Source organism: Pseudomonas sp. H1_F01 (assembly GCF_054681425.1).
Window position 1 is genome coordinate 4,323,972 of record NZ_CP162823.1, and the last position, 26,953, is coordinate 4,350,924.

General features: G+C 54.1%; 22 protein-coding genes and 2 pseudogenes. 13 read left to right on the forward strand and 11 right to left on the reverse strand.

Going from position 1 to position 26,953, the window contains the following annotated elements; all coding sequences use genetic code 11:
* Nucleotides 1-19: 19 nt before the first annotated feature.
* The 4 genes and pseudogenes from AB4O09_RS19435 to AB4O09_RS19450 all read right to left on the reverse strand — a co-directional run bounded on the left by AB4O09_RS19435 (nucleotide 20) and on the right by AB4O09_RS19450 (nucleotide 3,740).
* Nucleotides 20-874, reverse strand: coding sequence for a methyl-accepting chemotaxis protein (locus AB4O09_RS19435; protein WP_371925671.1), 855 nt, complete (start codon nucleotides 872-874; stop codon nucleotides 20-22).
* Between the two features lie 9 nt (nucleotides 875-883).
* A pseudogene (locus AB4O09_RS19440) lies at nucleotides 884-2,005 on the reverse strand (HAMP domain-containing protein); the annotation flags it as partial.
* A gap of 139 nt (nucleotides 2,006-2,144) precedes the next feature.
* A complete protein-coding gene (locus tag AB4O09_RS19445; RefSeq protein WP_025214424.1) occupies nucleotides 2,145-3,380 on the reverse strand; it encodes an NAD(P)/FAD-dependent oxidoreductase in 1,236 nt (411 codons plus the stop codon).
* A gap of 12 nt (nucleotides 3,381-3,392) precedes the next feature.
* Entirely contained in the window at nucleotides 3,393-3,740 is a 348-nt protein-coding gene (locus AB4O09_RS19450) for a RidA family protein (RefSeq protein ID WP_025214425.1), read from the reverse strand.
* A 462-nt stretch (nucleotides 3,741-4,202) separates the two neighbouring features.
* On the opposite strand from AB4O09_RS19450, the gene AB4O09_RS19455 reads away from it, so the two are divergent.
* The 9 genes from AB4O09_RS19455 (at nucleotide 4,203) to hutH (ending at nucleotide 13,286) form a co-directional block, all read left to right on the forward strand.
* Complete coding sequence (locus AB4O09_RS19455; protein ID WP_025214426.1) at nucleotides 4,203-4,409, forward strand: hypothetical protein; 207 nt, start codon at nucleotides 4,203-4,205, stop codon at nucleotides 4,407-4,409.
* On the forward strand, nucleotides 4,406-5,542 hold the full coding sequence (locus AB4O09_RS19460) for an aminotransferase class I/II-fold pyridoxal phosphate-dependent enzyme (protein WP_025214427.1): 1,137 nt from the start codon (nucleotides 4,406-4,408) through the stop codon (nucleotides 5,540-5,542). Before AB4O09_RS19455 ends, AB4O09_RS19460 begins: the two co-directional genes overlap by 4 nt.
* On the forward strand, nucleotides 5,542-6,279 hold the full coding sequence (hutC, locus tag AB4O09_RS19465; protein WP_025214428.1) for a histidine utilization repressor: 738 nt from the start codon (nucleotides 5,542-5,544) through the stop codon (nucleotides 6,277-6,279). Before AB4O09_RS19460 ends, hutC begins: the two co-directional genes overlap by 1 nt.
* 367 nt (nucleotides 6,280-6,646) lie before the next feature.
* Nucleotides 6,647-7,429 carry a transporter substrate-binding domain-containing protein gene (locus AB4O09_RS19470; protein WP_027912468.1) on the forward strand — a complete coding sequence of 261 codons (783 nt, stop codon included), beginning with the start codon at nucleotides 6,647-6,649 and terminating at the stop codon, nucleotides 7,427-7,429.
* A gap of 55 nt (nucleotides 7,430-7,484) precedes the next feature.
* On the forward strand, nucleotides 7,485-8,204 hold the full coding sequence (locus tag AB4O09_RS19475; RefSeq protein ID WP_027912469.1) for an ABC transporter permease: 720 nt from the start codon (nucleotides 7,485-7,487) through the stop codon (nucleotides 8,202-8,204).
* Complete coding sequence (locus AB4O09_RS19480) at nucleotides 8,201-8,911, forward strand: ABC transporter permease (protein ID WP_027912470.1); 711 nt, start codon at nucleotides 8,201-8,203, stop codon at nucleotides 8,909-8,911. Before AB4O09_RS19475 ends, AB4O09_RS19480 begins: the two co-directional genes overlap by 4 nt.
* A 16-nt stretch (nucleotides 8,912-8,927) precedes the next feature.
* Nucleotides 8,928-9,692, forward strand: a complete 765-nt coding sequence (locus AB4O09_RS19485) for an ABC transporter ATP-binding protein (RefSeq protein WP_027912471.1) — start codon at nucleotides 8,928-8,930, stop codon at nucleotides 9,690-9,692.
* A gap of 373 nt (nucleotides 9,693-10,065) precedes the next feature.
* Nucleotides 10,066-11,757, forward strand: coding sequence for a urocanate hydratase (hutU, locus tag AB4O09_RS19490; protein WP_027912472.1), 1,692 nt, complete (start codon nucleotides 10,066-10,068; stop codon nucleotides 11,755-11,757).
* Nucleotides 11,754-13,286 (forward strand): histidine ammonia-lyase, encoded by a 1,533-nt coding sequence (gene hutH, locus AB4O09_RS19495; RefSeq protein WP_027912473.1) that lies wholly within the window; start codon nucleotides 11,754-11,756, stop codon nucleotides 13,284-13,286. The genes hutU and hutH overlap by 4 nt, the downstream gene beginning before the upstream one ends.
* A gap of 99 nt (nucleotides 13,287-13,385) precedes the next feature.
* Here the strand turns inward: hutH and AB4O09_RS19500 are convergent, their stop codons facing one another.
* The 3 genes from AB4O09_RS19500 to AB4O09_RS19510 all read right to left on the reverse strand — a co-directional run bounded on the left by AB4O09_RS19500 (nucleotide 13,386) and on the right by AB4O09_RS19510 (nucleotide 16,551).
* A complete protein-coding gene (locus tag AB4O09_RS19500; protein ID WP_027912474.1) occupies nucleotides 13,386-14,312 on the reverse strand; it encodes an AEC family transporter in 927 nt (308 codons plus the stop codon).
* A 183-nt stretch (nucleotides 14,313-14,495) separates the two neighbouring features.
* Nucleotides 14,496-15,380 (reverse strand): LysR family transcriptional regulator, encoded by an 885-nt coding sequence (locus AB4O09_RS19505; protein WP_027912475.1) that lies wholly within the window; start codon nucleotides 15,378-15,380, stop codon nucleotides 14,496-14,498.
* Nucleotides 15,381-15,540: 160 nt separating this feature from the next.
* Nucleotides 15,541-16,551: a GlxA family transcriptional regulator gene (locus AB4O09_RS19510; RefSeq protein ID WP_027912476.1), complete on the reverse strand. Its 1,011-nt coding sequence runs from the start codon at nucleotides 16,549-16,551 to the stop codon at nucleotides 15,541-15,543.
* Nucleotides 16,552-16,742: 191 nt separating this feature from the next.
* Here AB4O09_RS19510 and AB4O09_RS19515 point away from each other — a divergent pair, with 191 nt between their 5' ends.
* Both AB4O09_RS19515 and AB4O09_RS19520 read left to right on the forward strand, forming a co-directional pair.
* Entirely contained in the window at nucleotides 16,743-17,633 is an 891-nt protein-coding gene (locus AB4O09_RS19515) for an MBL fold metallo-hydrolase (RefSeq protein WP_027912477.1), read from the forward strand.
* A gap of 94 nt (nucleotides 17,634-17,727) precedes the next feature.
* A complete protein-coding gene (locus tag AB4O09_RS19520) occupies nucleotides 17,728-18,270 on the forward strand; it encodes a cysteine hydrolase family protein (RefSeq protein ID WP_027912478.1) in 543 nt (180 codons plus the stop codon).
* A gap of 197 nt (nucleotides 18,271-18,467) precedes the next feature.
* Here the strand turns inward: AB4O09_RS19520 and AB4O09_RS19525 are convergent, their stop codons facing one another.
* The 4 genes and pseudogenes from AB4O09_RS19525 to AB4O09_RS19540 all read right to left on the reverse strand — a co-directional run bounded on the left by AB4O09_RS19525 (nucleotide 18,468) and on the right by AB4O09_RS19540 (nucleotide 23,521).
* On the reverse strand, nucleotides 18,468-19,346 hold the full coding sequence (locus AB4O09_RS19525; protein ID WP_373557716.1) for a methyl-accepting chemotaxis protein: 879 nt from the start codon (nucleotides 19,344-19,346) through the stop codon (nucleotides 18,468-18,470).
* Nucleotides 19,326-20,609, reverse strand: a pseudogene (locus tag AB4O09_RS19530) (cache domain-containing protein); the annotation flags it as partial. The pseudogene AB4O09_RS19530 and the gene AB4O09_RS19525, both read right to left, overlap by 21 nt.
* 255 nt (nucleotides 20,610-20,864) lie before the next feature.
* Nucleotides 20,865-22,049, reverse strand: a complete 1,185-nt coding sequence (gene pobA / locus AB4O09_RS19535) for a 4-hydroxybenzoate 3-monooxygenase (protein WP_027912480.1) — start codon at nucleotides 22,047-22,049, stop codon at nucleotides 20,865-20,867.
* Between the two features lie 131 nt (nucleotides 22,050-22,180).
* Nucleotides 22,181-23,521, reverse strand: a complete 1,341-nt coding sequence (locus AB4O09_RS19540) for an alginate export family protein (RefSeq protein WP_225913327.1) — start codon at nucleotides 23,519-23,521, stop codon at nucleotides 22,181-22,183.
* A gap of 414 nt (nucleotides 23,522-23,935) precedes the next feature.
* Here AB4O09_RS19540 and AB4O09_RS19545 point away from each other — a divergent pair, with 414 nt between their 5' ends.
* Nucleotides 23,936-25,345, forward strand: coding sequence for an APC family permease (locus AB4O09_RS19545; protein ID WP_032833226.1), 1,410 nt, complete (start codon nucleotides 23,936-23,938; stop codon nucleotides 25,343-25,345).
* Nucleotides 25,346-25,469: 124 nt separating this feature from the next.
* Nucleotides 25,470-26,942, forward strand: coding sequence for an aldehyde dehydrogenase family protein (locus AB4O09_RS19550; protein ID WP_027912482.1), 1,473 nt, complete (start codon nucleotides 25,470-25,472; stop codon nucleotides 26,940-26,942).
* Nucleotides 26,943-26,953 lie beyond the last annotated feature (11 nt).

Genomic DNA, 26,953 nt, shown 5'->3' on the forward strand with positions numbered 1-26,953 from the left:
CGTCCATTGTTCGTACGGACTAAAACTTGAAGCGCCCGACCAATCCTTGAAGCTGGCCAGAAATGGCCGTCATTCGCCCCGATCCGGCATGGGCTGAATGCGCGAACTCCTCTACCATCTGCGCATCGGCGTGGATCTGTGCGATGTGCCGATTGATCTCCTCCGCCACTTGATGCTGCTCCTCTGCCGCCGTGGCGATCTGGGTGTTCTGGTCGCGAATCGAGTCCACTGAAGCGCGGATCTTGTCAAAGCTGTCGCGGGCCCGCTGGATCCGCTGCACGCTAGCCTGGGACGCTTGCAGGCTGCCTTGCATCTGCTGGGTGACTTCCTGGGTACGGCGAGCGAGGTTACCCAGTAGGCTGTCTATTTCGCCGGTAGAGTCGGAGGTGCGACGAGCCAGGGCGCGAACTTCATCCGCGACCACTGCAAAGCCACGCCCTTGATCACCCGCGCGAGCGGCCTCGATGGCGGCATTGAGCGCCAGCAAGTTGGTCTGCTCGGCAATCGAGCGAATGGTGTCGAGAATCGCATTGATGTTATTGCTGTCTTGCTCGAGCAGCTGCATGGTCTGGGTCGATACCTGCAGCTCCTCACTGAGCTTGAGCACGCTGCCGGTGGCTTCGCTGATTTGCTTCTGGCCATCGTGCACGTCGCGGTAGCCTTCGTCAGCACTCGACGCCGCGGCACTGCAGGAACGTGCGACCTCATTGGCAGTGGCGAGCATTTCATTGAAAGCGGTGCTTACCAGTTCCACCGCCTCACGTTGGCGGCCGGCAGCCAGGTTCATGTTATTGGCGACTTCGTTGGTGTCAGCGGCAGCGACTTGCAGATCGGACGACGCATTGCCAATACGCTTCACCAACTGAGCGATCATGCTTAGAAACTGATTGAACCAACCGGCCAGGTTGGCAGTTTCGTCCTTGCCCCGTACTTGGAGTTGACGTGTAAGGTCACCTTCACCTTCGGCAATCTCTTGCAACCCATCAGCCACGCCACGAATCGGGCGCACGATCACGCTGGCAAAACCAGCACCAACGATGGCGAACACCACGGCCAATGCAACAGCGATGACTGCAATCAACCAGGTCAGGCTCATGGCGTCGGCCATCACTTCATCACGCTTGATCAGGCCGATAAAACGCCATCCCAGGCCATCGGAACTCAGGACGTTGACCATGTATGGCACACCATCGATCTCGACTTGAGTCACCCCATCAGCGCTTTTGGCCAATTCGGCATAGCCGGGTCCTAGCTCACCTAACGGCTTGAAATTGTTTTTGGCATTTGCGGGATCGACCAAGACATTGCCATTGGCCTCGACCAACATCAGGTAACCACTCTTGCCCAACTTGATGGCTTTGACCAATTCAGTCAGTTGCTTGAGCGATACGTCCACGCCAACGACGCCCACCGCGGCACCGCTCGCGTCATTGATCGTGCGGACCGTGCTGACCAGCACCATGTCATCGGGTGCCCAGTAATACGCGCCCGTCCTTACGGTTGAGCCTCGTGCGGCTTCCATGGCAGCCTTGTACCAAGGTCGCACCCGTGGGTCGTAGCTGGCCATTGTCTGGTCATCGGGCCAACCTGCAAAACCTCCGTCATTGAGTCCAAGGGAAATGGAAGCCGTGGTTGGGTGGGTTTCTGCGAAACTGTCGAATACCACCTGGATCTGTCGATCGACCTTCGTCACAGGCGTTTTCGGGGCGTCAGCGGCCGTATAGTTCTTCAATCCCTGAACGTTGGCGATCCGAGGGTCTTTGGCAAGGTATTCGACGTTTTGGCGGATGCTGTCGAAAAACTGCCGCATCCCGCGGTCAATCTGCCTGATTTCGCGGCCACTGCTATCCAGGAAACTGGCTTGCGCTGCGCTACGCAAGTTCAGTACGACAACCATTGCGACCAATATGACTGGCGCGCAGGCGATAGCGGCAAACGCCCACGTGAGTTTCTGTTTGATGTTCATGAGTATTCCTGGGCAGGCAGATGGAACGTGGGCGCCCATGGGTAAAAGCGCCCGCGGCGAGTGCCGTAAATGTTGCTCACACGACGTGGAAACGAGACAACTCGGTCGTCATTTTTCTTTCAGATAATGCCTGCCCTCCTCTCAAGAGGAGGGACGAGAAGGCCGACGCATCGTCAATTCAGAAACGCCCAGGAGCGAAGGGTGCCGGCTCGACCACTGGTGTTTCTCCCATCATTAATTCCGCAAGCAGCCGGCCACTGACCGGACCTAGCGTAAAACCTTGATGAGCATGGCCGAAGTTGAACCAGAGCCCCTTATGCGACGGCGCGGCACCAATGACCGGTTTCATATCAACGGTACAAGGTCGCGCACCGCTCCATGGCGTCCGCTCAACCTGAGATCCCAATGCCAAGAGTTGTCGGGCCGCGCTTTCGGCCTTCCCTAGCTGCACTGGGGTCAGAGGCGCATCGAGACGGGCGAATTCGGCCCCCGTTGATAGACGCACACCACGCTTCATCGGCGCCAACATGTAGCCTTGCTCGGTATCAAGCACCGGGCGACTCAAGTTTGCCCCGTCGGCGAAATGGGCGTGATAACCACGCTTGATAAACAACGGGATGCGGTAACCCATGGGCCTCAGCAACTCTTGGGCCCAAGGACCAAGCGCCACGACGACCTGTGATGCTTCGACCGGCCCGGACTCGGTGGAGACTCGCCAGCCAGCTCCCGCTTGGCGCAATGAACGGGCATCGCCGCGTTCAAACTGTCCGCCCTCACGCAAGAAGAGCTCGGCATAGCGTTGCACCAGCTCTCCCGGATCAACACAGGTCCAAGGTTGAAGCCAGTGAATCCCCCCAACGAGAGCTTCACCCAAAGCGGGTTCTGCGAGCCTGAGCCCGGCGCCGTCCAACGCTTGCGACAATACACCGTGCGCACTCACACGCTGGGCGCTCTCCATCGCCTTTTCATATTTTTCCGGGGTTCGAAAAGCTTGAATCCAACCTTTGCGCACGATCAGGTGTTGGGCCTCGCTTTGCTCGATCAACTCGGAGTGCTCGCTGATTGAATGCTCGACCAAGGTCCGAAAGGCGTCCGCAATAGCTTGGTAATGCCTTGGCGCTGAGTTGGCCCAATACCTGGTCAGCGTAGGCATGTACTCCGGCAGCGCACGCAGATGATAATTGACGCCGATATCGCGCTTGGTCACCACTCTCATCAGGCTCGCCAGGTCCCTTGGGAACCCGTACGGTTCAACGGCCTCGCGCTGGATGATCCCGGCATTACCGTATGACGTCTCGCGCCCGGGCGCCCCCTTGTCTACCAAGGTCACCGCACAGCCCCGGCGTTGCAGATGCAGGGCCGTGCTTATACCAACGATGCCGGCACCCAGTACTACTACTTGTTTGTCGTTCACGCTGCCTCCAACTCAAGCACGCTGCTGCGCGATGACACTGATTTCAACCAACGCATCCACCACGAGGCCGGCACAGACGGTAGCGCGAACAGGCAAATTGGCCGTGAAAAACGAAGCATAAATCCTGTTGAACTCGGCGAAGTTACTCCGCTCGGTCAAGTACACCGTGACGCTCACAACGTCATCCAACGACAGTGACTCAGCTTCCAGTGTTTGAGCAATGCGCATCAAGGTCAGGCGCGTTTGTGCCTCGATACCCTCCGGGAAGCTGCCATCCTCATTGAACGGCAACTCTCCAGACAAAAACACGAGACCTTGGCTGTGGCGGACTTTTGAAAAGGGCAGATTGCTAACCGTCATTGTGGTGATTCTCTCTAAGCGGACTTATGAACGCGCCTATAACAGGCGCCATTTTTAGCCATCGACTCGACCGAGCGTGTCACAGCAGATCGGAAATCGGTCTACAAGCTTTACCGATGGATAAGTATATACAGGACTAAGCATTTAACGTGCCTGTTAGACAAGGACCCCCTTCAGACCCCTGATCCGAAGTGGATCGAGCACTGCTTCTGTCCAAAATACTGTCCGCAGAAAGCCTTACCATGCGCTTCCTTTCGACTCATCAATGAGATACCGGAAACACTCCGATGCAACCTTCAGTTACACCTGAAAAAATATTCATGTGAGCACCCCCTGGCCTGGAAGGCGTTTACGAGCAGCGATCAACAGAAAAGATAAGGCTTGGCCTGAACATTGCGTTACCTATATATACAGGATCATACAGCACCACTTCCTTGTGGCCCTGCACCTAAGAGGTAATCAATGAAAAAACTGCACCAGATGACTGCCGCGACTACCGAAGGGATGAGCCTCGCAGACCGGATCGCCGAATTGGCGACACTCTTCCACTACAGCCTCCCGCACGAAATCCTTCAAAGCGCTGAACAGCCGAGCCCGCAGCGTCCCCTGCGGCACCATCCAGATCGCAATACCTTCCAGCAAAATTCCCGAGAGGTTAGCCTTGTATGAACGCCAACGACCTGACCCTGCTTGCTCGCGCTGAAGTACGCGAATTGGCCAGTTACAACGCCGGCCTCGCCGCTGATGCAGTGCGCAAACGCTTCGGTCTGACACGCGTCGCTAAATTGGGCAGCAATGAAAACCCAATGGGCACCGCCCCCGCTGTCAACGCCGCGACCACCCAAGCCTGCCATGAGATTGCGCTGTACCCCGACTCTGGCTGCCAGGCACTACGCTCCGCACTCTCGGAAAAACTTGATGTTCCGGAAGATCGCTTCGTGTTCGGCAACGGTTCTGAGGATTTGCTGAGTGTCATCAGCCGAGTGTTTCTGGACCATGATGATGAAGTGGTTACCGTAGTGCCCTCCTTCGGCTTGCATTTTATTTTTCCAGTGGCAGCCGGCGCTCGGGTAATCGGTGTCCCCATGACCGACCAAGGCACTTTTGACGTGGCGGCCATGATTTCCGCCCTTACACCGCATACCCATGTGCTGATGTTTTCCTGCCCCTCCAATCCGGTTGGCTGCACCTTGAGCGCAATCGAATTGAAGCAATTGCTCGATGCATTACCTCCGAAGTGCTTGCTGGTGTTTGACGAAGCCTATTACGAATACGCCCAATGGGAGCCTGAGTACCCAGACTGCCTCGGCTTGATCCAGGCCAGCGGCAAGCCGTTTATCCTGCTTCGAACCTTCTCCAAGGCCTATTCATTGGCAGGTTTACGCATCGGCTATGGCATTGTCAGCGACCCGCTACTGGCCGATTTGATCAATCGCCTGCGCACCCCCTTCAACGTAAACCGAGTGGCCCAAGCCGCTGCGGTCGCCGCGCTGGCCGATGAAAATCATCTGAATGCCGGCCTCTCCCACGTCGCCAGCGAACGCCGACGACTGGAGATCGCACTGCAAGAGCAAGGCATCACAACTGCCCCCTCCATGGCTAACTTCCTCTTTTTCAGCACCCCTTATCCTGCCGAAGTCATCAACCAAGCATTGCTGCGCGAAGGGGTCATCATCAAGCCTTGGCGCGAAGCGGGATATACTCAGTACTTGCGGGTATCCATAGGAAGCTGTGAGGATAACGATCTTTTCCTCCATTCCTTGGCAAGAGTCCTTGCCGCACAAGAGACACGGACCGACTGATGATCAAAAATGCACCACAAGCGCTCTACCGACGCGCGAAGGAATTTGTGCTGGACCAACTTCGAGCGGGCGTTTGGAAACCTGGCGACCTGATCTACTCAGAGAACCAGTTGGTGCAAGAGCTGGGCATCTCGCGCATGACCGTCAATCGAGCCCTGCGCGAGCTGACCGAAGAAGGTCTATTGGTGCGGATTTCAGGTGTTGGAACATTCGTAGCCGAAAGCAAGCCGCAATCGAACCTGTTGCGCATCACCAACATCGCTGACGAGATTCTCGCTCGGGGTCATAGTTACGGCTGTCGCGTCCTGCACCTGGGACGCGAATCCGCATCGATGTCAGTCGCTTCCGCCCTGGGCCTGCCCACGGGCTCTTCGGTTTTTCATCTGGTTTGTGCGCACAGCGAAGAAGACGTGCCAGTGCAGCTTGAGGATCGTTACGTCAATCCCGAGCTGGTGCCAGAGTTCCTGAAACAAAAATTCGGCGAACACCTGCAACCGGCCAAATACCTTTTGCAAGTCATCAAGCCCGACGAAATGGAACATATCGTAGAGGCCTGCCACCCCAGCGCAGAGGAGAGCAAACATCTGCAAATCGATGCAACCGAACCTTGCCTGGCCCTCATACGCCGGACTTGGAGCCAAAACAAAATTGTCACCTTTGTGCGGCTCGTCCACCCCTCCTCCCGCTATCGCCTGGGTAGCCGCCTACCCATGAACGCAGCGCACAGAGACGTCTGACTCTTCGACACATCTGCCGTAAAGCTTGACCAGCGCCGCTTCCAAAGGGCGTCGGTCGCTTTCTGATTCATACATCACAATAGACCCAGGCCCTACGCCCGTAGTGACCGGAAAAAACGAAACTGATCCCCCCTCCCCTCAGCGTTTCCAGCCCTTCCTCCACCCATGCACATCCGAGCAGATAAATGGCTGCTTGATTGGCTATGCCTGTATGTACAAGTATGTATTTACGCGGTAAAGTCGATCCGTCACCTCGACACGCTTAAACCAAAAAATGGGCTCTGTGTACCACTCCCATAGCGACACACACGAGCTCCGTACCGCATCCGTGCGCTCAAGCGCTCTTTGGTCCTTAGGAATAAAAACAATGAAAAAATCTATTTTGACCCTCTCTGTACTGGCGTTGTGTGTGGCTGGCAGCTTTGCCTCGGCCAAGGAGTACAAGGAGTTGCGGTTCGGCGTTGACCCCTCTTATGCCCCTTTCGAGTCCAAAGCTGCCGACGGTAGCCTGGTGGGCTTTGACATCGACTTAGGCAATGCGATTTGTGCTGAATTGAAAGTGAAGTGCAAATGGGTCGAGAGTGATTTTGACGGCATGATTCCCGGCCTGAAAGCCAACAAATTCGACGGGGTGATCTCCGCCATGACCGTGACATCCTCGCGCGAAAAGGTCATCGATTTCTCCGATGAGCTGTTCTCCGTTCCTACCTCCTTCGTTTTCAAGAAAGGCTCCGGCCTGACCGAAGATATCAAGACGCTCGTCGGCAAGACGGTTGGTTATGAGCAAGGCACCACCGAGGAAGCTTATGCCAAGGCCGTACTGAACAAAGCCGGGGTCAAAACCCAAGCCTATGCCAACCAGGACCAGGTCTATTCGGACTTGGTGACTGGCCGTCTCGATGCCTCGATCCAGAATATGTTGCAAGCCGAAATGGGCTTCTTGAAGTCGCCGCAAGGGGCAAATTTTGAGGTAAGTAAAGCAGTCGAGCATGAACTGTTGCCCGCGAAAACCGCGGTAGGTCTCGCCCAAGGCAACGCCGATCTCAAGGCCCTGCTAAACAAAGGCATCCAGGCACTGCATGAAGATGGCAGCTATGTAGCCATCCAGAAAAAACACTTTGGTGATCAGAATATCTACAGCGGTAAATAACACGCTGCGCCCATTTTCGGATGGGCGTTTTTCTTGATTGACGAAGGGCTGTCCAATGCTAGAAAACCTATTGCAGACTCTAGGCTTCAGCCTAAGGGGTTTCGGCCCGCTGTTGCTGCAAGGCTCCTGGATGACTGTCAAATTATCCGCACTGTGCTTGTTGCTGAGCGTGGGCCTGGGATTGATCGGTGCCAGCGCGAAACTCTCGAAGTCAGCCTTGCTACGCATCCCTGCGCAAGCCTACACCACGCTTATCCGCGGCGTGCCCGACCTGGTCTTGATGCTGCTGATCTTCTATAGCCTTCAGACGTGGCTGACGAATCTGACCGATGCCTTTGGCTGGGAATATATCGAGATCAATCCTTTCAGCGCAGGGGTCATCACCCTGGGCTTCATCTACGGTGCGTATTTCACCGAAACCTTCCGCGGAGCGATTCTCGCCGTTCCAAAGGGGCAATTAGAAGCAGCCACGGCCTATGGCCTGACCCGCGCCCAACGATTCCGCCTGGTGCTCTTCCCGCAAATGATGCGCTTTGCATTACCGGGCATTGGCAACAACTGGATGGTGATCCTGAAAGCGACCGCACTGGTCTCGATCATTGGTCTGGCTGACCTGGTCAAGGTTGCCCAGGATGCAGGAAAGAGTTCCTATCAACTGTTCTTCTTCCTGATCCTTGCAGCGTTGATCTATTTGGTTATCACCACCGCGTCAAACTATGTCTTGCGCAGGCTGGAAAGTTTTTACGCCGCAGGAACTCGGGAGGCCGTGCGATGATTGAGCTATTGCAAGAATATTGGAAACCCTTTCTGTACCACGATGGTTATCACATCACGGGCTTGGCGATGACACTATGGCTGCTCAGTGCCTCGCTCTTCTTCGGCTTCTTGATGGCGGTCCCGCTATCGATTGCCAGGGTTTCAAGCAACCTTTTCGTGCGCTGGCCCGTACAGTTCTATACCTATTTGTTCCGTGGCACGCCTCTGTATATACAGCTACTGATCTGCTACACCGGCATCTACAGCCTCGCTGCGGTGCGCTCCCAACCGCTGCTTGATGCATTCTTTCGCGATGCGTTGAACTGCACCATCCTGGCCTTTGCCTTGAACACTTGCGCCTACACCACGGAGATCTTCGCCGGGGCGATACGCAACATGAATCATGGTGAAGTCGAAGCAGCGAAGGCCTTTGGGCTTCGAGGATGGAAGCTTTACACCTATATCATCATGCCGTCTGCATTGCGTCGCTCACTGCCGAACTACAGCAACGAAGTGATACTGATGCTGCATTCCACCACGGTCGCTTTCACCGCCACGGTACCGGACATCCTCAAGGTTGCCAGAGATGCCAATTCAGCAACATTTCTGACCTTCCAATCGTTCGGCATCGCCGCAGCGATTTACCTCGCTATCACTTTCTCTCTGGTCGGTCTGTTCCGTCTGGCTGAGCGCCGTTGGCTGTCATTCCTCGGCCCAGCTCATTAATTCAGGGTGCTCGAATATGTACAAACTGACCGTAGAAAACCTGCATAAAAGTTATGGCGACCACGAAGTCCTCAAGGGTGTTTCGCTGAAAGCAAAGGCCGGCGACGTCATTAGCCTGATCGGTGCCAGCGGGTCGGGCAAAAGCACATTTTTGCGCTGTATCAACTTTCTGGAAATCCCTAGCAACGGCGCCATGAGCCTCGACAATCAGCCGATACGCATGATCCATGACCACCACGGCATGCGCGTTGCAAACGCAGATGAACTGCAGCGGCTGCGCACCCGACTGGCGATGGTATTCCAGCATTTCAATCTGTGGAGCCACATGACCGTGCTCGACAACATCACAATGGCCCCTCGCCGAGTGTTGGGGGTCAGCAAGAAGGATGCAGAGGAGCTGGCTCGGCGTTACCTGGACAAGGTTGGTTTACCATCGCGAGTTGCCGATCAATACCCGGCCTTTCTCTCGGGCGGCCAGCAGCAGCGCGTCGCGATAGCCCGGGCGCTGGCCATGGAACCGGAAATCATGCTGTTCGACGAACCGACGTCTGCCCTGGACCCTGAACTAGTAGGAGAAGTGCTGAAGGTCATTCAGGGCCTCGCCGAAGAAGGCCGAACCATGATCATGGTGACGCACGAAATGAGCTTCGCTCGTAAGGTATCGAACCAGGTGTTGTTCTTGCACCAAGGGCTCGTAGAAGAGCAAGGGCCGCCTGAGGAAGTGCTGGGGAACCCTAAGAGCGAGCGTTTGCAGCAATTTCTCAGCGGCAATCTGAAATAACCGAAGTGCCTTAAGCCGGCTGGACGCTTACCGTGCCTGAAAAATGTTTTCAGGCGCGCGATTGCGTCCGAAATGGTTCGCCGTTCTGTTGACCAGAAGAGCCACGTGCGAGAGCAATCCCAGCGTCTTGCTCTGGCTCAGCTCATGATCCCTGGCTGAAACTGTCACAGCGCGCCCAGTGCGCAAAGCTTGATGGCAAAACCTGCATCAATGCCATTCGAACGAAAAAACTAATCACGTGAAGATATTCATGCCGACAACAATAGTGGTCAAAAATCTGCTTGATTAAGCTTGTATATACATGATTATATTTACTCGCCCAGATGTAGCGGAAACCAACAATAAGCTGCAAGTCATCTCGAGAGGATTACCGGTGAGCAAACCACTCCATTTCCGTAATATCGAAATCCGCGCCCCTCGCGGTAACACGCTGACCGCCAAGAGCTGGCTGACCGAAGCGCCGCTGCGCATGCTGATGAACAACCTCGATCCGGAAGTGGCCGAGAACCCCAAGGAGTTGGTGGTCTACGGTGGCATCGGCCGCGCGGCGCGCAACTGGGAGTGCTACGACAAGATCGTCGAAAGCCTCACCCACCTGAACGACGACGAAACCCTGCTGGTGCAATCCGGCAAACCGGTGGGCGTGTTCAAGACCCACAGCAACGCCCCCCGCGTACTGATCGCCAACTCCAACCTGGTGCCGCACTGGGCCAGTTGGGAGCACTTCAACGAACTCGACGCCAAGGGCCTGGCCATGTACGGCCAGATGACCGCCGGCAGCTGGATCTACATCGGCAGCCAGGGCATCGTGCAGGGCACGTATGAAACCTTCGTCGAGGCTGGTCGCCAGCATTACGATTCCAACCTCAAGGGCCGTTGGGTGCTGACCGCCGGCCTGGGCGGCATGGGCGGTGCGCAACCGTTGGCCGCGACCTTGGCCGGCGCATGCTCGCTTAACATCGAGTGCCAGCAGGTGAGCATCGATTTCCGCCTGAAAACCCGCTACGTCGACGAGCAGGCCAAAGACCTCGACGACGCCTTGGCGCGCATCGAGAAATACACCGCCGAAGGCAAGGCGATTTCCATTGCACTGTGTGGGAACGCGGCCGAAATCCTGCCGGAAATGGTCCGTCGTGGTGTGCGTCCGGACATGGTCACCGACCAGACCAGCGCCCACGACCCCCTCAACGGCTATCTGCCGGCCGGCTGGACCTGGGACGAATACCGTGCCCGCGCCAAGACCGAGCCCGCCGCCGTGGTGAAGGCCGCCAAGCAATCGATGGCCGTGCACGTCAAAGCCATGTTGGCCTTCCAGAAAATGGGCGTGCCGACCTTCGACTACGGCAACAACATCCGCCAGATGGCCCAGGAAGAGGGCGTCGAAAATGCCTTCGACTTCCCGGGTTTCGTCCCGGCCTACATCCGTCCGCTGTTCTGCCGTGGCATCGGTCCGTTCCGCTGGGCGGCGCTGTCCGGTGACCCGCAGGACATCTACAAGACCGACGCCAAGGTCAAGGAACTGATCCCCGACGACGCTCACCTGCATAACTGGTTGGACATGGCTCGCGAGCGCATCAGCTTCCAGGGCTTGCCGGCACGTATCTGCTGGGTTGGCCTGGGCCAGCGCGCCAAGTTGGGCCTGGCGTTCAACGAGATGGTGCGCAGCGGTGAGTTGTCGGCGCCGATCGTCATCGGCCGTGACCACCTCGATTCCGGTTCCGTGGCCAGCCCGAACCGTGAAACCGAATCCATGCAGGACGGCTCCGACGCCGTTTCCGACTGGCCGCTGCTCAATGCCTTGCTCAACACCGCCAGCGGCGCGACGTGGGTGTCGCTGCACCACGGTGGCGGCGTCGGCATGGGCTTCTCCCAGCATTCGGGCATGGTGATCGTCTGCGACGGCACCGACGAAGCGGCCGAGCGGATTGCCCGCGTGCTGCACAACGACCCGGGCACTGGCGTGATGCGCCATGCCGATGCCGGTTACCAGATCGCCATTGATTGCGCGAATGAGCAAGGCTTGAACCTGCCAATGATCACTCTTGTTAAAGGAGCCAAAGCATGAAAACACTTAACGTTATCCCAGGCCAATTGAGCCTTGCCCAACTGCGTGCCGTTTACCAGCACCCAGTAAAAATCACCCTCGACCACAGTGCCTCTGCGCAAATTGAAGCCAGTGTCGCTTGCGTGGAGCAGATCCTCGCCGAGAATCGCACCGCCTACGGTATCAATACCGGTTTCGGCCTGCTGGCCTCGACCCGTATCGCCAGTGAAGATCTGGAAAATCTGCAACGTTCGCTAGTACTGTCCCACGCCGCTGGTGTGGGTGAGCCGATCAGCGATGCGCTGGTGCGGTTGATCATGGTGCTCAAGGTCAATAGCCTCAGCCGTGGTTTCTCCGGCATACGCCGCGTGGTGATCGATGCTCTGATAGCATTGATCAACGCCGAGGTGTATCCGCATATTCCGTTAAAAGGTTCGGTCGGCGCATCTGGTGACTTGGCACCTTTGGCGCACATGTCCCTCGTGCTGCTGGGAGAAGGCAAAGCCCGTCATAAGGGCGAATGGCTGGAAGCCACCGAAGCACTGAAGGTGGCCGGTTTGGCGCCGTTGACGCTGGCTGCCAAAGAGGGTTTGGCGTTGCTCAACGGTACCCAGGTGTCCACTGCTTATGCTCTGCGCGGTTTGTTCGAGGGCGAAGACCTGTTTGCAGGCGCCTTGGCCATCGGTGCGTTGACGGTCGAAGCTGTCTTGGGCTCCCGCTCGCCGTTTGACGCACGTATCCATGCCGCTCGCGGCCAGAAGGCCCAGATTGATACAGCTACTGCTTATCGCGACCTGCTGGGCCAAAGCAGTGAGGTCGCCGATTCGCACAAGGACTGCGGCAAGGTCCAAGACCCCTACTCTCTACGCTGCCAACCTCAAGTCATGGGAGCGTGTCTGACCCAGTTCCGTCAGGCAGCGGAAGTATTGGCCGTAGAAGCGAATGCTGTCTCCGATAACCCGCTGGTCTTTGCCGCTGAGGGCGATGTGATTTCTGGCGGCAACTTCCACGCCGAGCCAGTGGCCATGGCCGCAGACAATATGGCATTGGCCATTGCTGAAATCGGCTCCCTGAGCGAGCGCCGCATTTCGTTGATGATGGATAAACACATGTCACAACTGCCGCCGTTCTTGGTAGCCAATGGCGGCGTGAACTCGGGGTTCATGATTTCTCAAGTAACAGCAGCAGCGCTAGCCAGTGAAAACAAGGCGCTGGCTCACCCCCATTCCGTAGACAGCCTGCCCACGTCCGCGAACCAGGAAGATCACGTATCGATGGCACCTGCGGCTGGCAAGCGATTGTGGGAAATGGCTGAAAACACCCGTGGAATCCTGGCTGTGGAGTGGCTAGCGGCCTGTCAGGGCCTGGACTTGCGTGACGGCTTGAAGACGTCGCCCAAGCTGGAACTGGCCCGGAACAGTCTACGAAGCAGAGTGGCCTATTACGAGAAGGATCGTTTCTTCGCGCCGGATATCAATGCGGCCAGTGAGTTATTGGCTTCCGGCTGCTTGAACGACTTGGTATTGAATAAGTTGTTGCCCAGCATCTGATAGATGATATCCGCCATGAACAAATGATGACTGCGTTAGGCACAGCGTTTTATTGGCTGTGCCTAACGCGCGTAGGCGATCGCCTCGAAATACTGACACTCAAATCCACCGGGCCATCACAAGGATGACCGCTGGAAGTGCTAATCCTGCCAGCATGGTCTGGCAAGCGATGATCCCAGCCATAAGGGGGGCGTCTCCCCCTAATTGCCTTGCCATGATGTAGGAGGATGAGGCTGTGGGCAGTGCCTGGAATAGAAGTGCTGCAACCGCGGCCTTTCCTTCAAGTTCGAACAGGTGGCACGCCCAAAGCGTAACCAGTGGCATGATTAGAAACTTGGTCAGCGACGAGTAACCCACCGGGCGAAACCATTGCCTTATGCTTCCGAACTCAAGCGCAGCACCAACGCAGAGCAATCCGAGCGGCAGTGACGCTTGTCCCAAGGCCTTGAGCATCGGCTCAATACCGACAGGCAGTCCCCAGCCCGAGACCTGGACCAATCCGCCGGCGAAGCACGCGAGTATCAGTGGGTTCAATGCCAACTGCTTGAGGACTTTGCTCAATGGCATCCTGCCGGCTGATCCGTACTTCGCGAACACCATTACGCACAGAATGTTCACACTGGGCACTATGGCCGCGTTCGCGACCGCTGCCAGGGCTATACCCTGCACACCGAACAAGCCCGCGGCTGCCGACACGCCTACGTAGTTATTGAAACGTATCCCACCCTGAAAAACCGAAGTGAACGCAGCATCGTCCATGGTGATCAGCGACTTCGCGCCCAACAACATTAGCGATACCACCACAGTCGAGAACACGAGTACCGAAACCATGCTTTGAAAGGGCACGCCATCAAGGTTGGCGGTCGCCAGTCCGTGAAAGAAAAGAGAAGGCAGCAACACGTAGTACGCCAAGCGCTCTGCCTGTGCCCAAAAAGTATCCGTCAGAAAATGACGACGCTTGAGCCACGCGCCCAGCATGATCAGTAGTGCGATGGGCAACAAGGCAGTCAACAAGGAAAGGGTCATACGCGTGCCTTGGTTTTTTGTTCCGACGGTTCACATCCCACAATCAGTCGGCTCATCAGCGGCATGTCTACGGTAGGTCCAGTGATCATGGTGCCCTTAAGAACTCACTTGAATGAGGACCACGATAAGAGGTCGGACTCCAAAATAAAAACGTTTTAAACTTCAGCAATCAACAAGTACTACTCATGGTTTGCCGAGCAACGAATGCGCTTTCACCGCGTTCGCCAGGGCCCCTGCCAGTCGCCCAAGCGGACGATCTTCGCGCTCCAGCAATACCACGCGCCTGGTTTTTTGAGGCATGCCGAACGGCTCGACGGCCAGTGTCGTCAGGCTTACGACTTGATGTTCGGAGAGTGGAATGATGGATACGCCCAGCCCGCTTGAGACCATCTGGATAATCGCATCCTGGCTATCCAATTCCATGCTGGTCTGCACGCGCAGCCGCATAGCACGAAGCTCTCGCTCAATGGTACGACCTGCCCAGGCGCGACGATCAAATCGAATGAACGGCTGGCTTTTGAGTAGAAGCTTCAAGTCCTCATGCGCATGGGACGCCGGCGCGATGATCCAAAACCCTTCCTCGTAAAGTACCGTGCTTGCCAGGCCATAAGGGTGTGGCTTCACCGGCTCCGTGGTGATCGCAACGTCAAGCTCGCCCGCCTCCACGCGCGAGGCCAACTCAGCGGACATTCCCGACGCAACAGTGATGCGCAGGTGAGGATGCTCAGCACGCATTGCCAACAACGCGAGGGGCAAGACGCTCGCCAGCGCTGTATGAATGGCACCGATTCTGAGCCTGCCGCGCAACTCAGTGTCGCCTCCAATCTCGGAGGAGATCCCGTCGTATAAGGCTAGAATTTCTCGCGCGCGCTCAACGGCAATATGGCCTGCATCCGTCAGCACCGGCAACCGTCGTGAGCGGTCAAACAGGAGCGTATTGAAATCCTCCTCCAATGACCGAACATGAAGGCTGACCGCTGATTGGGTCAGGTGCACGGCGTCCGCTGCCCGAACAAAAGAACCGTATTGGGCAATGGCAAGCAGTGTTCGAAGCGCGCGTAATGACATGGCCATTCATCCTGCAAATTGATGGCCGAGCTTACCAGTTGGGCAGGCGCATGGTTTGGATGAAGCCTCGTTCCTGCCTGGTGATGGTCGCGCGCTTTATACCGGAGTGACCGTGGATTTCTAAGAGCGATAATGACTGAAGCTTTGCGGTTTCAGTCATTTAGCTAGACAGTCCGGCAGTCTGCTCACTGTCGCTCGTCTTTCGGACCGGGCTCATGTCACGACAAAACATTCGCCTGTACTCAGACGGCGAGGTGCCGAGCTGAACGCCGAATTGTTGCCTCAAGGATAAGGGGGTGCCAAACCCTGCTTCACCCGCCACACACTCAATGGGCAGGTCAGTCGTTTCCAACAGTTCCTGCGCCCTGACAACGCGCTGGGCATTCAACCATTTAGAGACGGTGCTGCCGGTAGCCTCCCTGAAGCGCCGAGTGAAAGTGCGCCGACTCATCTTTGCCCTGTCCGCCAGGACGTCGAGCGTCAGGTCACTGGACAGATTCATCCGAGCCCATTCCAGTACATCAGACAAATGCGTCTCTCTAGATAGGTGCGGCACAGGATATTCTATGTATTGAGCCTGTCCTCCCTGCCTATGTGGCGGTGTGACCAGCATTTTCGCGGTGCGATTCGCGGCCTCGGCTCCAAGTCGTTCGCGAACCAAATGAAGGCAACAATCAATTGCCGCCACGGTTCCCGCAGAAGTCACGATGTTGCCATCGCTGACGTAGAGCACTTCAGGCCTGAAGCGAACTTCTGGGAAACGTCGCGCAAACTCTTCTCGGGCGGCCCAGTGAGTGGTTGCTTCCTTGCCATCCAGTAATCCAGCATCTCCGAGGACGAATGAGCCTAAACATAACCCAACTATAAGCTTACCTTGAGCATTGGCCAGTTGGAGCGCTTTCACTAACTGTACAGATGCACCTACTAATTGATCGCCCCATGCCGGAATGACGATTACATCAGATTCCTCCATCAGTTCAAGACCATGAGCGACCGTTAAGTCGAGGCATTGGTCGCTAGCGACCATCCCTACCTTTTCTGCGCAATAATTGACCTCATACTGAGGTTCACCAGGTGCGGATTGAGCAGTGCCTAGCACCATTCCAGGCACAGAAAGATGGAACAGGCTGACACCTTCAAAAGCCAAAACAGCAACACGTATGGATCGCATCAATAGCCTCGCATGACAGTCGACCGCTTAAACAAGAGCGCTTTCGATGATTGAATGCTTCTCTCGTGCTGTCTCACAGTCGCGCCGATCAAATGGCCCGATTATATCGAAATATGTCCTTCAGGCCACTATTGTGATGCGACGCAGTCGGCAAGAATGCAGTTCTATACAGACTAATAGGATCAAATCCAATGATTTTCAGAAAACTGCCTCTTGCACTCAGCTTCGCTTGCGCTATTGCCAGCCCATGGGCATTCGCCAATACAGATGTATCGCCCGCACCGATCACGACCCAAAAAGTGGATTTTCAGCAAATTCGTAACGCAACAGTGAAAATTACCTACGGCGACACAACGTTCCTGATCGATCCGATGCTCGCGAAAAAGGGAACCTATCCTGGATTTGAAAATACGTACCGAAGCGATCTCCGCAACCCAATGGTCGATCTCACCGAATCACCTGCCGAAGTAATCGCCGGTGTGGATGCTGTCATCCTCACACACACGCATCTTGACCATTGGGACGATGCCGCGCAGAAAGCGCTGCCTAAGGAAATCCCTCTATTCACCCAAGATGAGGACGATGCGAAATTGGTTCGTTCCCAAGGCTTTAAAAATGTGCACGTACTGACTGGCGAAGCTGAGTTTGGCGGAGTCAAAATCACTAAGGCAGGTGGTCAGCACGGCACCGATGAGATGTATGCCGTGCCTCCCCTCGCGAAACTTCTGGGCGAGGCAATGGGCGTTGTGTTTCAAGCCCCAGGCTACAAAACTCTTTACCTTGCCGGCGACACCATCTGGCGAAAAGAAGTAGATCAGACTATTCAAAAATATCAGCCCGAAGTTATCGTACTTAATACCGGGAAGGCGAAGGTGAATGGGTTCGATAGCGCAATCATCATGGGTGAGGACGACGTCCTACACGCATCCCAAGCGGCAAAAAACGCGAAGATAGTCGCCGTGCATATGAATGCTATTAACCACACCTCGCTAACACGTGAAGCGCTGCGCATTTACGTCAAGAAGCAAGGTATCGAGAGTCGCGTAGATATTCCGGAAGACGGCGCTTCGCTGGAGTTCTGAATTAAACCTCTCTAGGTCGGGGTAAAGACAAATTCTTTACGCCCCGATCTCGGCCTTAACCACCATATTTAGATAAATTGACCGGAGATCGTTCATGAAACGAGGTCTTGTAGTAGTTGATCTGCAAAACGAATACCTACCTACCGGCAATTTGCCTTTGACCGGCATTGACGCTGCTGTAGAGAATGCTATCCGGGTAATCAGCCACGCGCGCGATACGGGTTTTCCTGTTTTTCACATACGGCATGAGTCTGCTAAAGACGCTCCGATCTTTGCAAAAGGATCGACTGGTGCGGAAACTCAACCAGACGTAGCTCCGCAAGGTAACGAGCCTGTAATCGTAAAAAAACACATTAACGCCTTCAGGGAAACTGATCTGAGGCAGCAACTGGAAGCCGCTGATGTGAAGGAAATCGTAGTCATAGGGGCGATGAGCCACATGTGCATCGACGCCGTAGTACGCGCTGCAGCAGACATGGGATATCCCGTGACCGTACTGCATGATGCCTGCGCCACCTTGGATCTGACATTCCACGGCGTGACCGTTCCTGCCGCCCAAGCGCATGCAACCATGATGGCCGCATTTGAATTCGGCTATGCAAGCGTCATATCGGTAGACGAATATCTGAGGGCTTAAACGCTTATTTTTCGGTTGAGGAAGCGCTAATTGCCCCACTCTAGGACAGCTCCAATTCCAGTGCGTTTGGGGACAACGCAAGCAAGACGAATAGGGTATCAGGTACGCCAAGGGAGCCCGGCTTTACTAAGCCAGGCTCTCATGGACGGGAAGACTCAATGCGTCCTTCCATCACAAACCAGGGAAAACAGCTACCCCTAGGTCACAAACTGGTTGGCGAGCGCCTGCTGCTTGATGGCCAACGAATTAATAGATCTGCTGATTTCCTGAGACTCTTGCGCCTGCGCTGAAAGCGATTCGGTGACATCCCGAATTGTGACCACGTTTTGGCTAACCTCCTCCGCGACCCTGCTCTGCTCCTCGACCGCAGCGGCGATTTGGAAATTCATTTCGCTAATGATTCCCACAGACTCTTTGATTCGGTCAAATGCCCCTGAAGCTTGGCAGACGTGCCTAACAGCGACACTGGCCTGAGTTGAACCTTTTTTCATTGCGCTAACAGTCTCAAGGGTATTTCTCTGCAGTTGCTGGATAACGTCACGAATTTCCTCGATGGAATCACTGGTGTTGCTGGCAAGATTGCGAACTTCGTCAGCCACTACTGCAAAACCCCGCCCCGCCTCTCCCGCCCTTGCAGCCTCGATTGCAGCATTGAGCGCGAGAAGATTGGTTTGCTCAGCAACCGCCTGAATCACCTCAAGGACATTGCCGATGCGCTCGCTACTGCCGGCTAGCCCTTCGATCTTGGACATTGCCAAAGAAAGATCCTTAGCCAAACTTTCGATCGTCTCGGAAGTAGACCTAATAACTCGCAAGCCATCCTGAGTGGCAATACTAGCTACTCCCGTAGCGTCAGCCGCCCTAGTTGCGCTACATGACACTTCCTGAGCTGAGGAGCTCATCTCATTTGAGGCTGTCGCCGCTTGGTCGATTTCTCGGTATTGTTGCTGCATTTCCATGTTGATCTTACTAGAGATGATTGCAGATCGATCAGCATTACTGTGCGCTTCTAAGACTAACCGCTTAAGCTCAGACATCATAGGTTGTAACTTATCGAGAAAAGCGTTAAACCACATCACCAACACTCCCAACTCATCATTGCGAGGATACTGCAATCGCTTCGTAAGATCACCGCCAACACCCGCGACTTCCCTAAGCATTTCAGAAATGTGGTGAATCGGAACTGTTATCCTGCGAGCGATTAAACTAACCATAATCAGCCCAAATACCAAAGCCGCTAATCCAGATACTGACGACCATGCAGCATCAACAAAATTACGCCCATCCAATTTTACTTTAAGAGCATTGGCTGGCTGCATCACAACATCGCTAGGAATATCTAGAACGATGCCCCAATAAGAGGAGCCTGGAATTGGTTGTACGGCAACAGTGACCCTTTGACTGTTGTTTATGACCCCGAGAGACGTCAGACCACTTTTAATTGAACTCTCTAGCTTAAGTGCGTCACCAACACCTGCTCTAACTAATTGCAAACCTAGTTTTTTTGCATCTCCGCTATGACCCGCTAAGAGACCGGTAGGGCTGAAAATGCTGACTTGTCCTTCACCATCAAACAGTTTTTTGCTACTTTCCTCTACTAATTGTTGCACAGACTCCAAACTAACATCCATGCCGACCACTCCCAGTACCCTTCCATCCGCTATGAGAGGAAAGGATAAGGTCGTGATTAGTGTCTTCCTGCCAGATGACTCATCAAAATAAGGAGAAAGCAAACAAGGTTTACCAGTGGACTTCGGACAGGTGTACCATTTATTAAAATGGGTACCATCAAGCATAGTCGTTGTATCAGCTATCAGAGCCTCAGGCGTTGGTTGCAATACAAGACGCCCATCCTGCTGTGCAGCGTAAATAGAAAAGCGACCAGCCTCATTACTACCTAGCTCTTTAAGACCGATAAAATCATTATCGCGCCCATCAAGAGAATTAGGCTCAAACACGATATAGAGGCTCAGCAACTCAGAATGTAGAGCGAGATTATCTGCCACCAACTTTGTAAGCTCTCGCCTAGCTGTTACAGCCTCTAAATCACCGCCAAGTACCATTCTTCGAAATTGAACTGCACTTCCTGCTAGATCAACCCCACTCTGGTAGCCTGCTTGAAAGTATTTTTGCACTAAGCTACTTTGCAGCACGCCTTCGGCCAGGAGCAATTTGTTAGCAGAACCTTTGAGAAGTTCCTGAGCCTCAGCACTGGCCAAATCTGTATTTTTATTGGTTCTGTATATAGATATAGAGACTAATAAAAGCACTATCAAGCCGAGACACGCACCCACCATTACAAGCATGCGAAACTTAATTGAATCCCTGAGCAAGATCATCGCACATCCTCGAAATTAGTACGGAGACCACATCAAGAGATGCAAAGTCGATCCGTGCTGATCGCTTCCATTATTTTTCAGTGAGCAATACGAAAAGACCTCATGGCCAAGAGAGCAAGAGAGCAAGAGTTTGCTCCCAACGAATCATGAAGTCCTCAACGTTCTAAATCTTCCTAAACTTTATTCAGTCAAGCACATTAGCAAGCTACATGGATAGGCCCTGAGTGACTTGAAAACCCTCAAGGCCTGCGTTACCTACTCAATAGGTTCGTAAGGAAGCCCCACGTAATTTTCTGCAATCGTCCGCCGTCCAGCCTCAGAACGGACAAAGTAGTCGAGCTCGGCCTGCTTTATTCGCTGCCCAAAATCATCATTACCAGGGAAACGATGCAATATTGAAGTCATCCACCACGAGAAGCGCACGGCCTTCCAGATTCGGCGCAGACAAACTTCAGAATAGCGTTCGAGAAGATCCGTACGCCCCTCTTGGTAAACCTTAACAAGAATGCGGCTGAGTGTGCTCACATCGCTGGCCGCAAGGTTAAGGCCTTTTGCACCGGTTGGAGGCACAATATGCGCCGCATCACCCAGTAGAAAAAGGCTTCCGTACTGCATAGGCTCGACAACGAAACTCCGAAGTGGAGCAATACTCTTTTCAATGGACGGGCCAGTTATGAGCCGGTCAGCTGTTTCTGTAGGGAGCCGTTTTTTCAGTTCCTGCCAGAAACGATCGTCAGACCAAGCTTCGACTTTTTCATCGGTAGATACCTGAATGTAATAGCGGGTCCGCGTAGGTGACCGCATGCTGCATAAAGCGAAACCGCGCTCATGGCTGGCATAGATGAGTTCCTCACTCACAGGAGGTGTATCCGCTAACACCCCCAACCAACCGAATGGGTAGACACGCTCAAACTCCTTGAGAACCCCATCCGGGATTGTCTTGCGCGAAACCCCATGAAACCCATCACAGCCTGCGATGTAGTCACAGTCCAAGCGAACAGTCGATCCATCATGATCAAAGGTAATGTAGGGCGCCGGTGATTTTATATCTTGCGGTTGCACGTTCGTGGCGCTGTAGTAGGTAATACCTCCGCTGGAGCTTCTAGCCTCCATTAGATCGCGAGTAACCTCAGTCTGACCGTAAACCATTACCGTTTTACCGTTGGTCAAACCTTTCAAGTCTATATGCTCACAACGCCCATCGAACGCCAAGTCAAATCCGTCATGAACAAGCCCTTCGCGATCCATTCGCTCAGCAACACCCGCCTGTCGCAGCAAATCTACAGTCCCTTGCTCAAGCACGCCGGCACGGATGCGCCCCAGTACATAATCAGGGCTCTGCCGTTCGATGATGACATTATCAATACCAGCCTTTAGGAGCAGTTGACCAAGCAATAGACCAGAAGGGCCAGCGCCGATAATTGCAACTTTTGTTCTCATCGTTTTCGTCCTAAACGGGTGAATGCCACCATGGCGATTCTTTGTAATTTTCAGCCAAATCGAATGCTTTATGCCGCAACTGACATAAAGCAAAACTACTACCCCACACATGCGATTGTGGGCGAAGGGATCTAGAACGAAGTTCCTACAATAAGCTGTACGTAAGTATTGATGTCATCACCACCTAACTGCGAACCTCCTTGGCTGGCAGCTTTCTCCGGCTTATACAATCCCAACACCGGACTGACAAAAATATGATCAGTTACCGCTACCTCGGCATATATGTCGAACTCCCTTCCGCCGAGGTTCGCTAGGCTACGATCAACCGGATCAAAGTCGAAGTAAAGCGCTCCTAACGTAAGGTTTTCACGTGGTGTGACCTTCAAACCGAAGTGATGGACGCGCGTATTACTGTTGAAAGGGCCTGCATAATTAGAGGCCACTTCGCCCTGAAACCATGTGCCATACCCACGGCTATTGCCATAGAACAATGGGTCGAATGATTCAGAGAAGCGACTATAACGATAGGTGACTATGGGCGACCATGGGATGGCCGCAAAAGTCCAGCTGCCCTCAAGATACCAAGCGTTCTCTCGACCACTGTCTCGAGATTGAGTGGCATATTCGACCGCAAGATTTAAATTTTGGACTCCTAAAGAGCCTGCTCCCCGTAGACTGACGGTTTGCATACCGTCACGTTCTGATTGGAACGGGGTCGCAAAACGCTCATTGACATCGAGACCTTTGATGTACGTGAGGCCCAAAGCTCCCTCATCGGCCACATGCTCTAAAGTAGCCACAGCTAACTTGGTTTCTGCTTGGGCTCGATTATTTGAGCCCAGCCACATGAGGTCTCCCCTCCACCCCTTTTCCCCACCCACACGAAGCACAGCTGTCTTATCAAACGCCTTACGAGCAGCTAAATAATAAGCGCCGCCCCGATCATAGTTATCACCGAGATCGACATCGCCCAGGCTAAGTGCATCACCTTTAATTAAGAATCCGTCCCCAACAATCACTTCCTGGCGACCGGTGGAAATCTCAATACCATTTTCGCCAAGGCTAGGAAAAAGGCTCCCTGAGCGCCAACCAAGATAGGCATCTTCAACCGCGGTCCGCCGCTCAGTGCCTTCCGTGAAGCCTGCTGCATCGCCGTCACCCCACGTCCCTGAACTCAGAAGGCTAAAAGCGCCATACACACTTGCTTTGCCCTCAAGTTCGCTGCTTCCATTCAGCCCATATTTGACAAAGCCTTCTTGCCAGTTCGAAGAGTCAGAATCCCGCGTCCCAGTCGTGGCGTAATTTTCGTCACTGTGCATCGCGGCAAATACGGCCTCGACCTTAGCATTAAGTACCTGGCCGCCCTGATTGTAGAGTTCGTAAGCCCGGGACTCTAGCGGAAGAGCCAATGCACCTACAGCTAAAGCGACCGAAGTATATCCACATTTCTTAGCTTCATATTTAAACGACATAACGAACCCCTTATCTTATATTTATTATTGGATTTTACGCTAGAGAATTACTGCAACATTCACAAACAAATATTCCCACAGTACGCCTCGATACTTTTTTCGACACAGTCAGCCATAAATTCACCTTCAGGCAGACTGATTTTTTGGGCGTAGCGGTCTTCTTGGCAATGGCGTTTTGCTGATCGAATGATCGCCAATTAAGATTAAGTCGCGCGCACGCGCAGATGCAGATTAAGCATACGTATCTCATGAGCTGTGCCTATTCGCGCGTGACTACGTGCCATCGAGCAAACGTCAGTTCAATCACCGGCTATGATCGAACGATCAGCGTTTGAGGATTGCCAGCCTGAACCGCTGGGAGAAAAATCGGGGTTACCAATAACAATTCAAATCCCGTCTTCAGGGGAGGCCTGTATGCAAAGTGAGCCAACACAGCCTGGGCTCAAGCCCAAGTCTTTAGGTGTCTCCGACATCGTCTTTTTTGTAATTGCAGCTGCGGCGCCGCTCGGCGCTACGCTTGGTGCTGGCCCTGTGGTTTTCGCCATGGGAGGTACAGGCGCTCCCGGTATCTATCTGATCGCCTCGCTCGTATTGCTGCTGTTTGCAATTGGATTTGCAGCGATGAGTCGCCATGTGATCAGTGCAGGTGGCTTCGCCGAGCTAGTGACTCACGGATTAGGGCGAGCAGCTGGCAACGCAGCTGGTGGAATTGCGCTGCTTGCGTATATCGCCATGTTGACTGGCATTTACGGACAATTCGCTGCCTTTGGGGCAGACCTTGCTATGTCGATTGCGGGATTGCAGGTGGACTGGCGCGTCGTAGCTCTCCTTATCATCGGACTGGTAGGAATCTTCGGCTACATGGACGTTAAGGTGTCAGCCAAGGTGTTAGGCGTGCTGATGATCTTCGAGATCCTGATCTTGCTTGTCTTTGACGTCGCGGTCATAGCCCAAACGAATGCAGAGAGCTTCACTTGGAATGGCTTCATGCCCTCTCAGATATTCACTCCTGGTCTCGGGGTGGCATTGATGTTCGCGTTTTGTTGCTTTGTTGGGTTCGAGTCCACAACCATTTACGGAGAAGAAGCTAAGAACCCAAGTCGCACCGTTCCCCTTGCTACGTATGTAGCCATTGCCATTATCGGTATCTTTTACACGCTTACAACTTGGTGCCTCGGCCTGGCTTATGCAAATAGTGACGTCCAAAGTGTTGCCGGCGCAGACATGATCAATTTTGTGTTTAATGCCAACACACAGTACGTAGGCCCCCTTTCCACAGAAATCATGAAAATTCTGGTAGTCACGAGCGTGTTTGCGGTCTTGCTCTCCTTCCACAACGCTCTCAGTCGCTACCTTTTCGCACTGGCTCGCAACCATTTCGTACCTCGACAGCTCAGCCGAGTACATCCCAAACACGCAAGTCCGCACGTCGCTAGCGTTGTGCTTTCAATCACAACCCTCGTTGCAGTGGGATTATTCATGGTCACCAATGCAGACCCAATCCAGCATCTCTATCTGTGGATGGTTGGGCTTGGCACCCTCGCCGTTCTCGCCCTACAAACCCTAGGTGCTGCCGCAGTCGTCGGATTCACTCTCAAGACTCAAAAGTGCAGCAGGTGGCAAGGGATAATCGCCCCAACGCTAGGTGGATGCGGATTGGCAACTGCTGTTTTTCTCGCCGTGGCGAATTTTGACGAGCTGACTGGCGCGAAGGAAGGTATCGCAACTCTGCTGCCTTGGCTCGTTGTGATAGCGGCATTGGCAGGAGTTATTAACGGACTTAGGGCCAAAGAGAAATTTCCTGTCACACCAGTAGTTTCGTAGAACGGCAACCTTCCAACTATTTAAATTGAACAACAGTTACAGATGACTCCTTACTCGCGGAGTCATCTCGTGAAGGCTGCGACGCAAAATTAATTCCACGTCGCCAATAAATTCGGAGAATAACGTGAACAATCATCAACCTTATAGCGACCTCAATCTGCAGCTGATAGGAGGAGTTTGGCGGGAAGGTCGGACAGGACGATCTATGACTGTTAGCGATCCTTTCACCCAGCAGACTCTGCTCGAAATCCCTTTGGCCAACAAGGAAGACTTGAACGAAGCTTATGCAAGAGCTAAAACAGCCCAGCCTGCTTGGGCGGCCATGGGGCCGTCCGCGCGAGCCGGAGTGCTGCTAAGAGCAGCTCAGATTTTTGATAAGCGCCACGACGAATTGGTCGATTGGATCATTTCGGAATCAGGAAGTACGCGCATAAAAGCCGAGATTGAATGGGCGTCAGCGAAAGCTATCACTTTGGAAGCTGCTTCCTTTCCAAGCCGGGTTCATGGTCGCATCGTGGAGTCCGATGTGCCGAACAAGGAAAGCCGAGTATATCGACGCCCGCTCGGCGTAGTTGGCGTGATTAGCCCATGGAACTTTCCATTCCATCTCACCCAGCGATCGCTCGCCCCGGCATTGGCACTCGGTAACGCCGTAGTTGTGAAACCTGCCAGCGATACTCCAGTAACCGGAGGCTTGCTGCTTGCACGCATCTTTGAAGAGGCCGGGTTGCCAGAGGGTGTGCTCAGTGTAGTGGTAGGGGCAGGCTCGGAGATTGGAGACGACTTCGTGCTACATCCAATACCGAGCTTTATATCCTTCACCGGGTCCACGCCGATTGGCCAGAATATAGCCCGCCAGGCAGGCAGCGGCGACTACTTGAAACATGTCGCGCTGGAACTAGGCGGTAACAACCCCTTTGTGGTGCTCGCTGATGCGGATCTCCAGCAAGCAGTTCATGCGGCTGTTGTTGGCAAATTTCTGCATCAGGGTCAAATCTGCATGGCCATCAATAGGATTATCGTGGAGGAGCCGATTTACGACTCATTCGTTTCCCTGTTTATCCAGCGCGTGAGCCATTTGATAATCGGTGATCCTAAAAATTCGGCAACCTCGGTTGGGCCCGTCATCAACCGGAAACAGTTTGACGGATTGGTACGCAAGATCGAACAAGCGAAGTCAGAAGGCGCAACGTTGGCTTACGCTGGCGAATCTGCAGGACTGGTATTTGCGCCGCACGTTTTCACTGAGGTGACATCCGATATGGAGCTGGCCTACGAAGAAATTTTCGGGCCTATTGCAGGAATAATGCGCGCGAGGGATGCCGATCACGCATTAGAACTGGCTAACGCTACTCGTTTTGGACTTTCCGCTGCGGTCTTCTCAGGTGACATTGACCGCGGCGTCCATTTCGCGAGGCAAATCCATTCTGGCATGGCCCATGTGAACGACATGCCTGTGGCAGATGCCCCTAACGTCCCATTTGGTGGGGAAAAGAACTCAGGCCTCGGAAGATTCAATGGCGACTGGGCAATCGATGAGTTCACCACCACTCAATGGGTGTCTGTCCAGCGGAAACCACGCCATTACCCCTTCTGAGAATCCCCTCC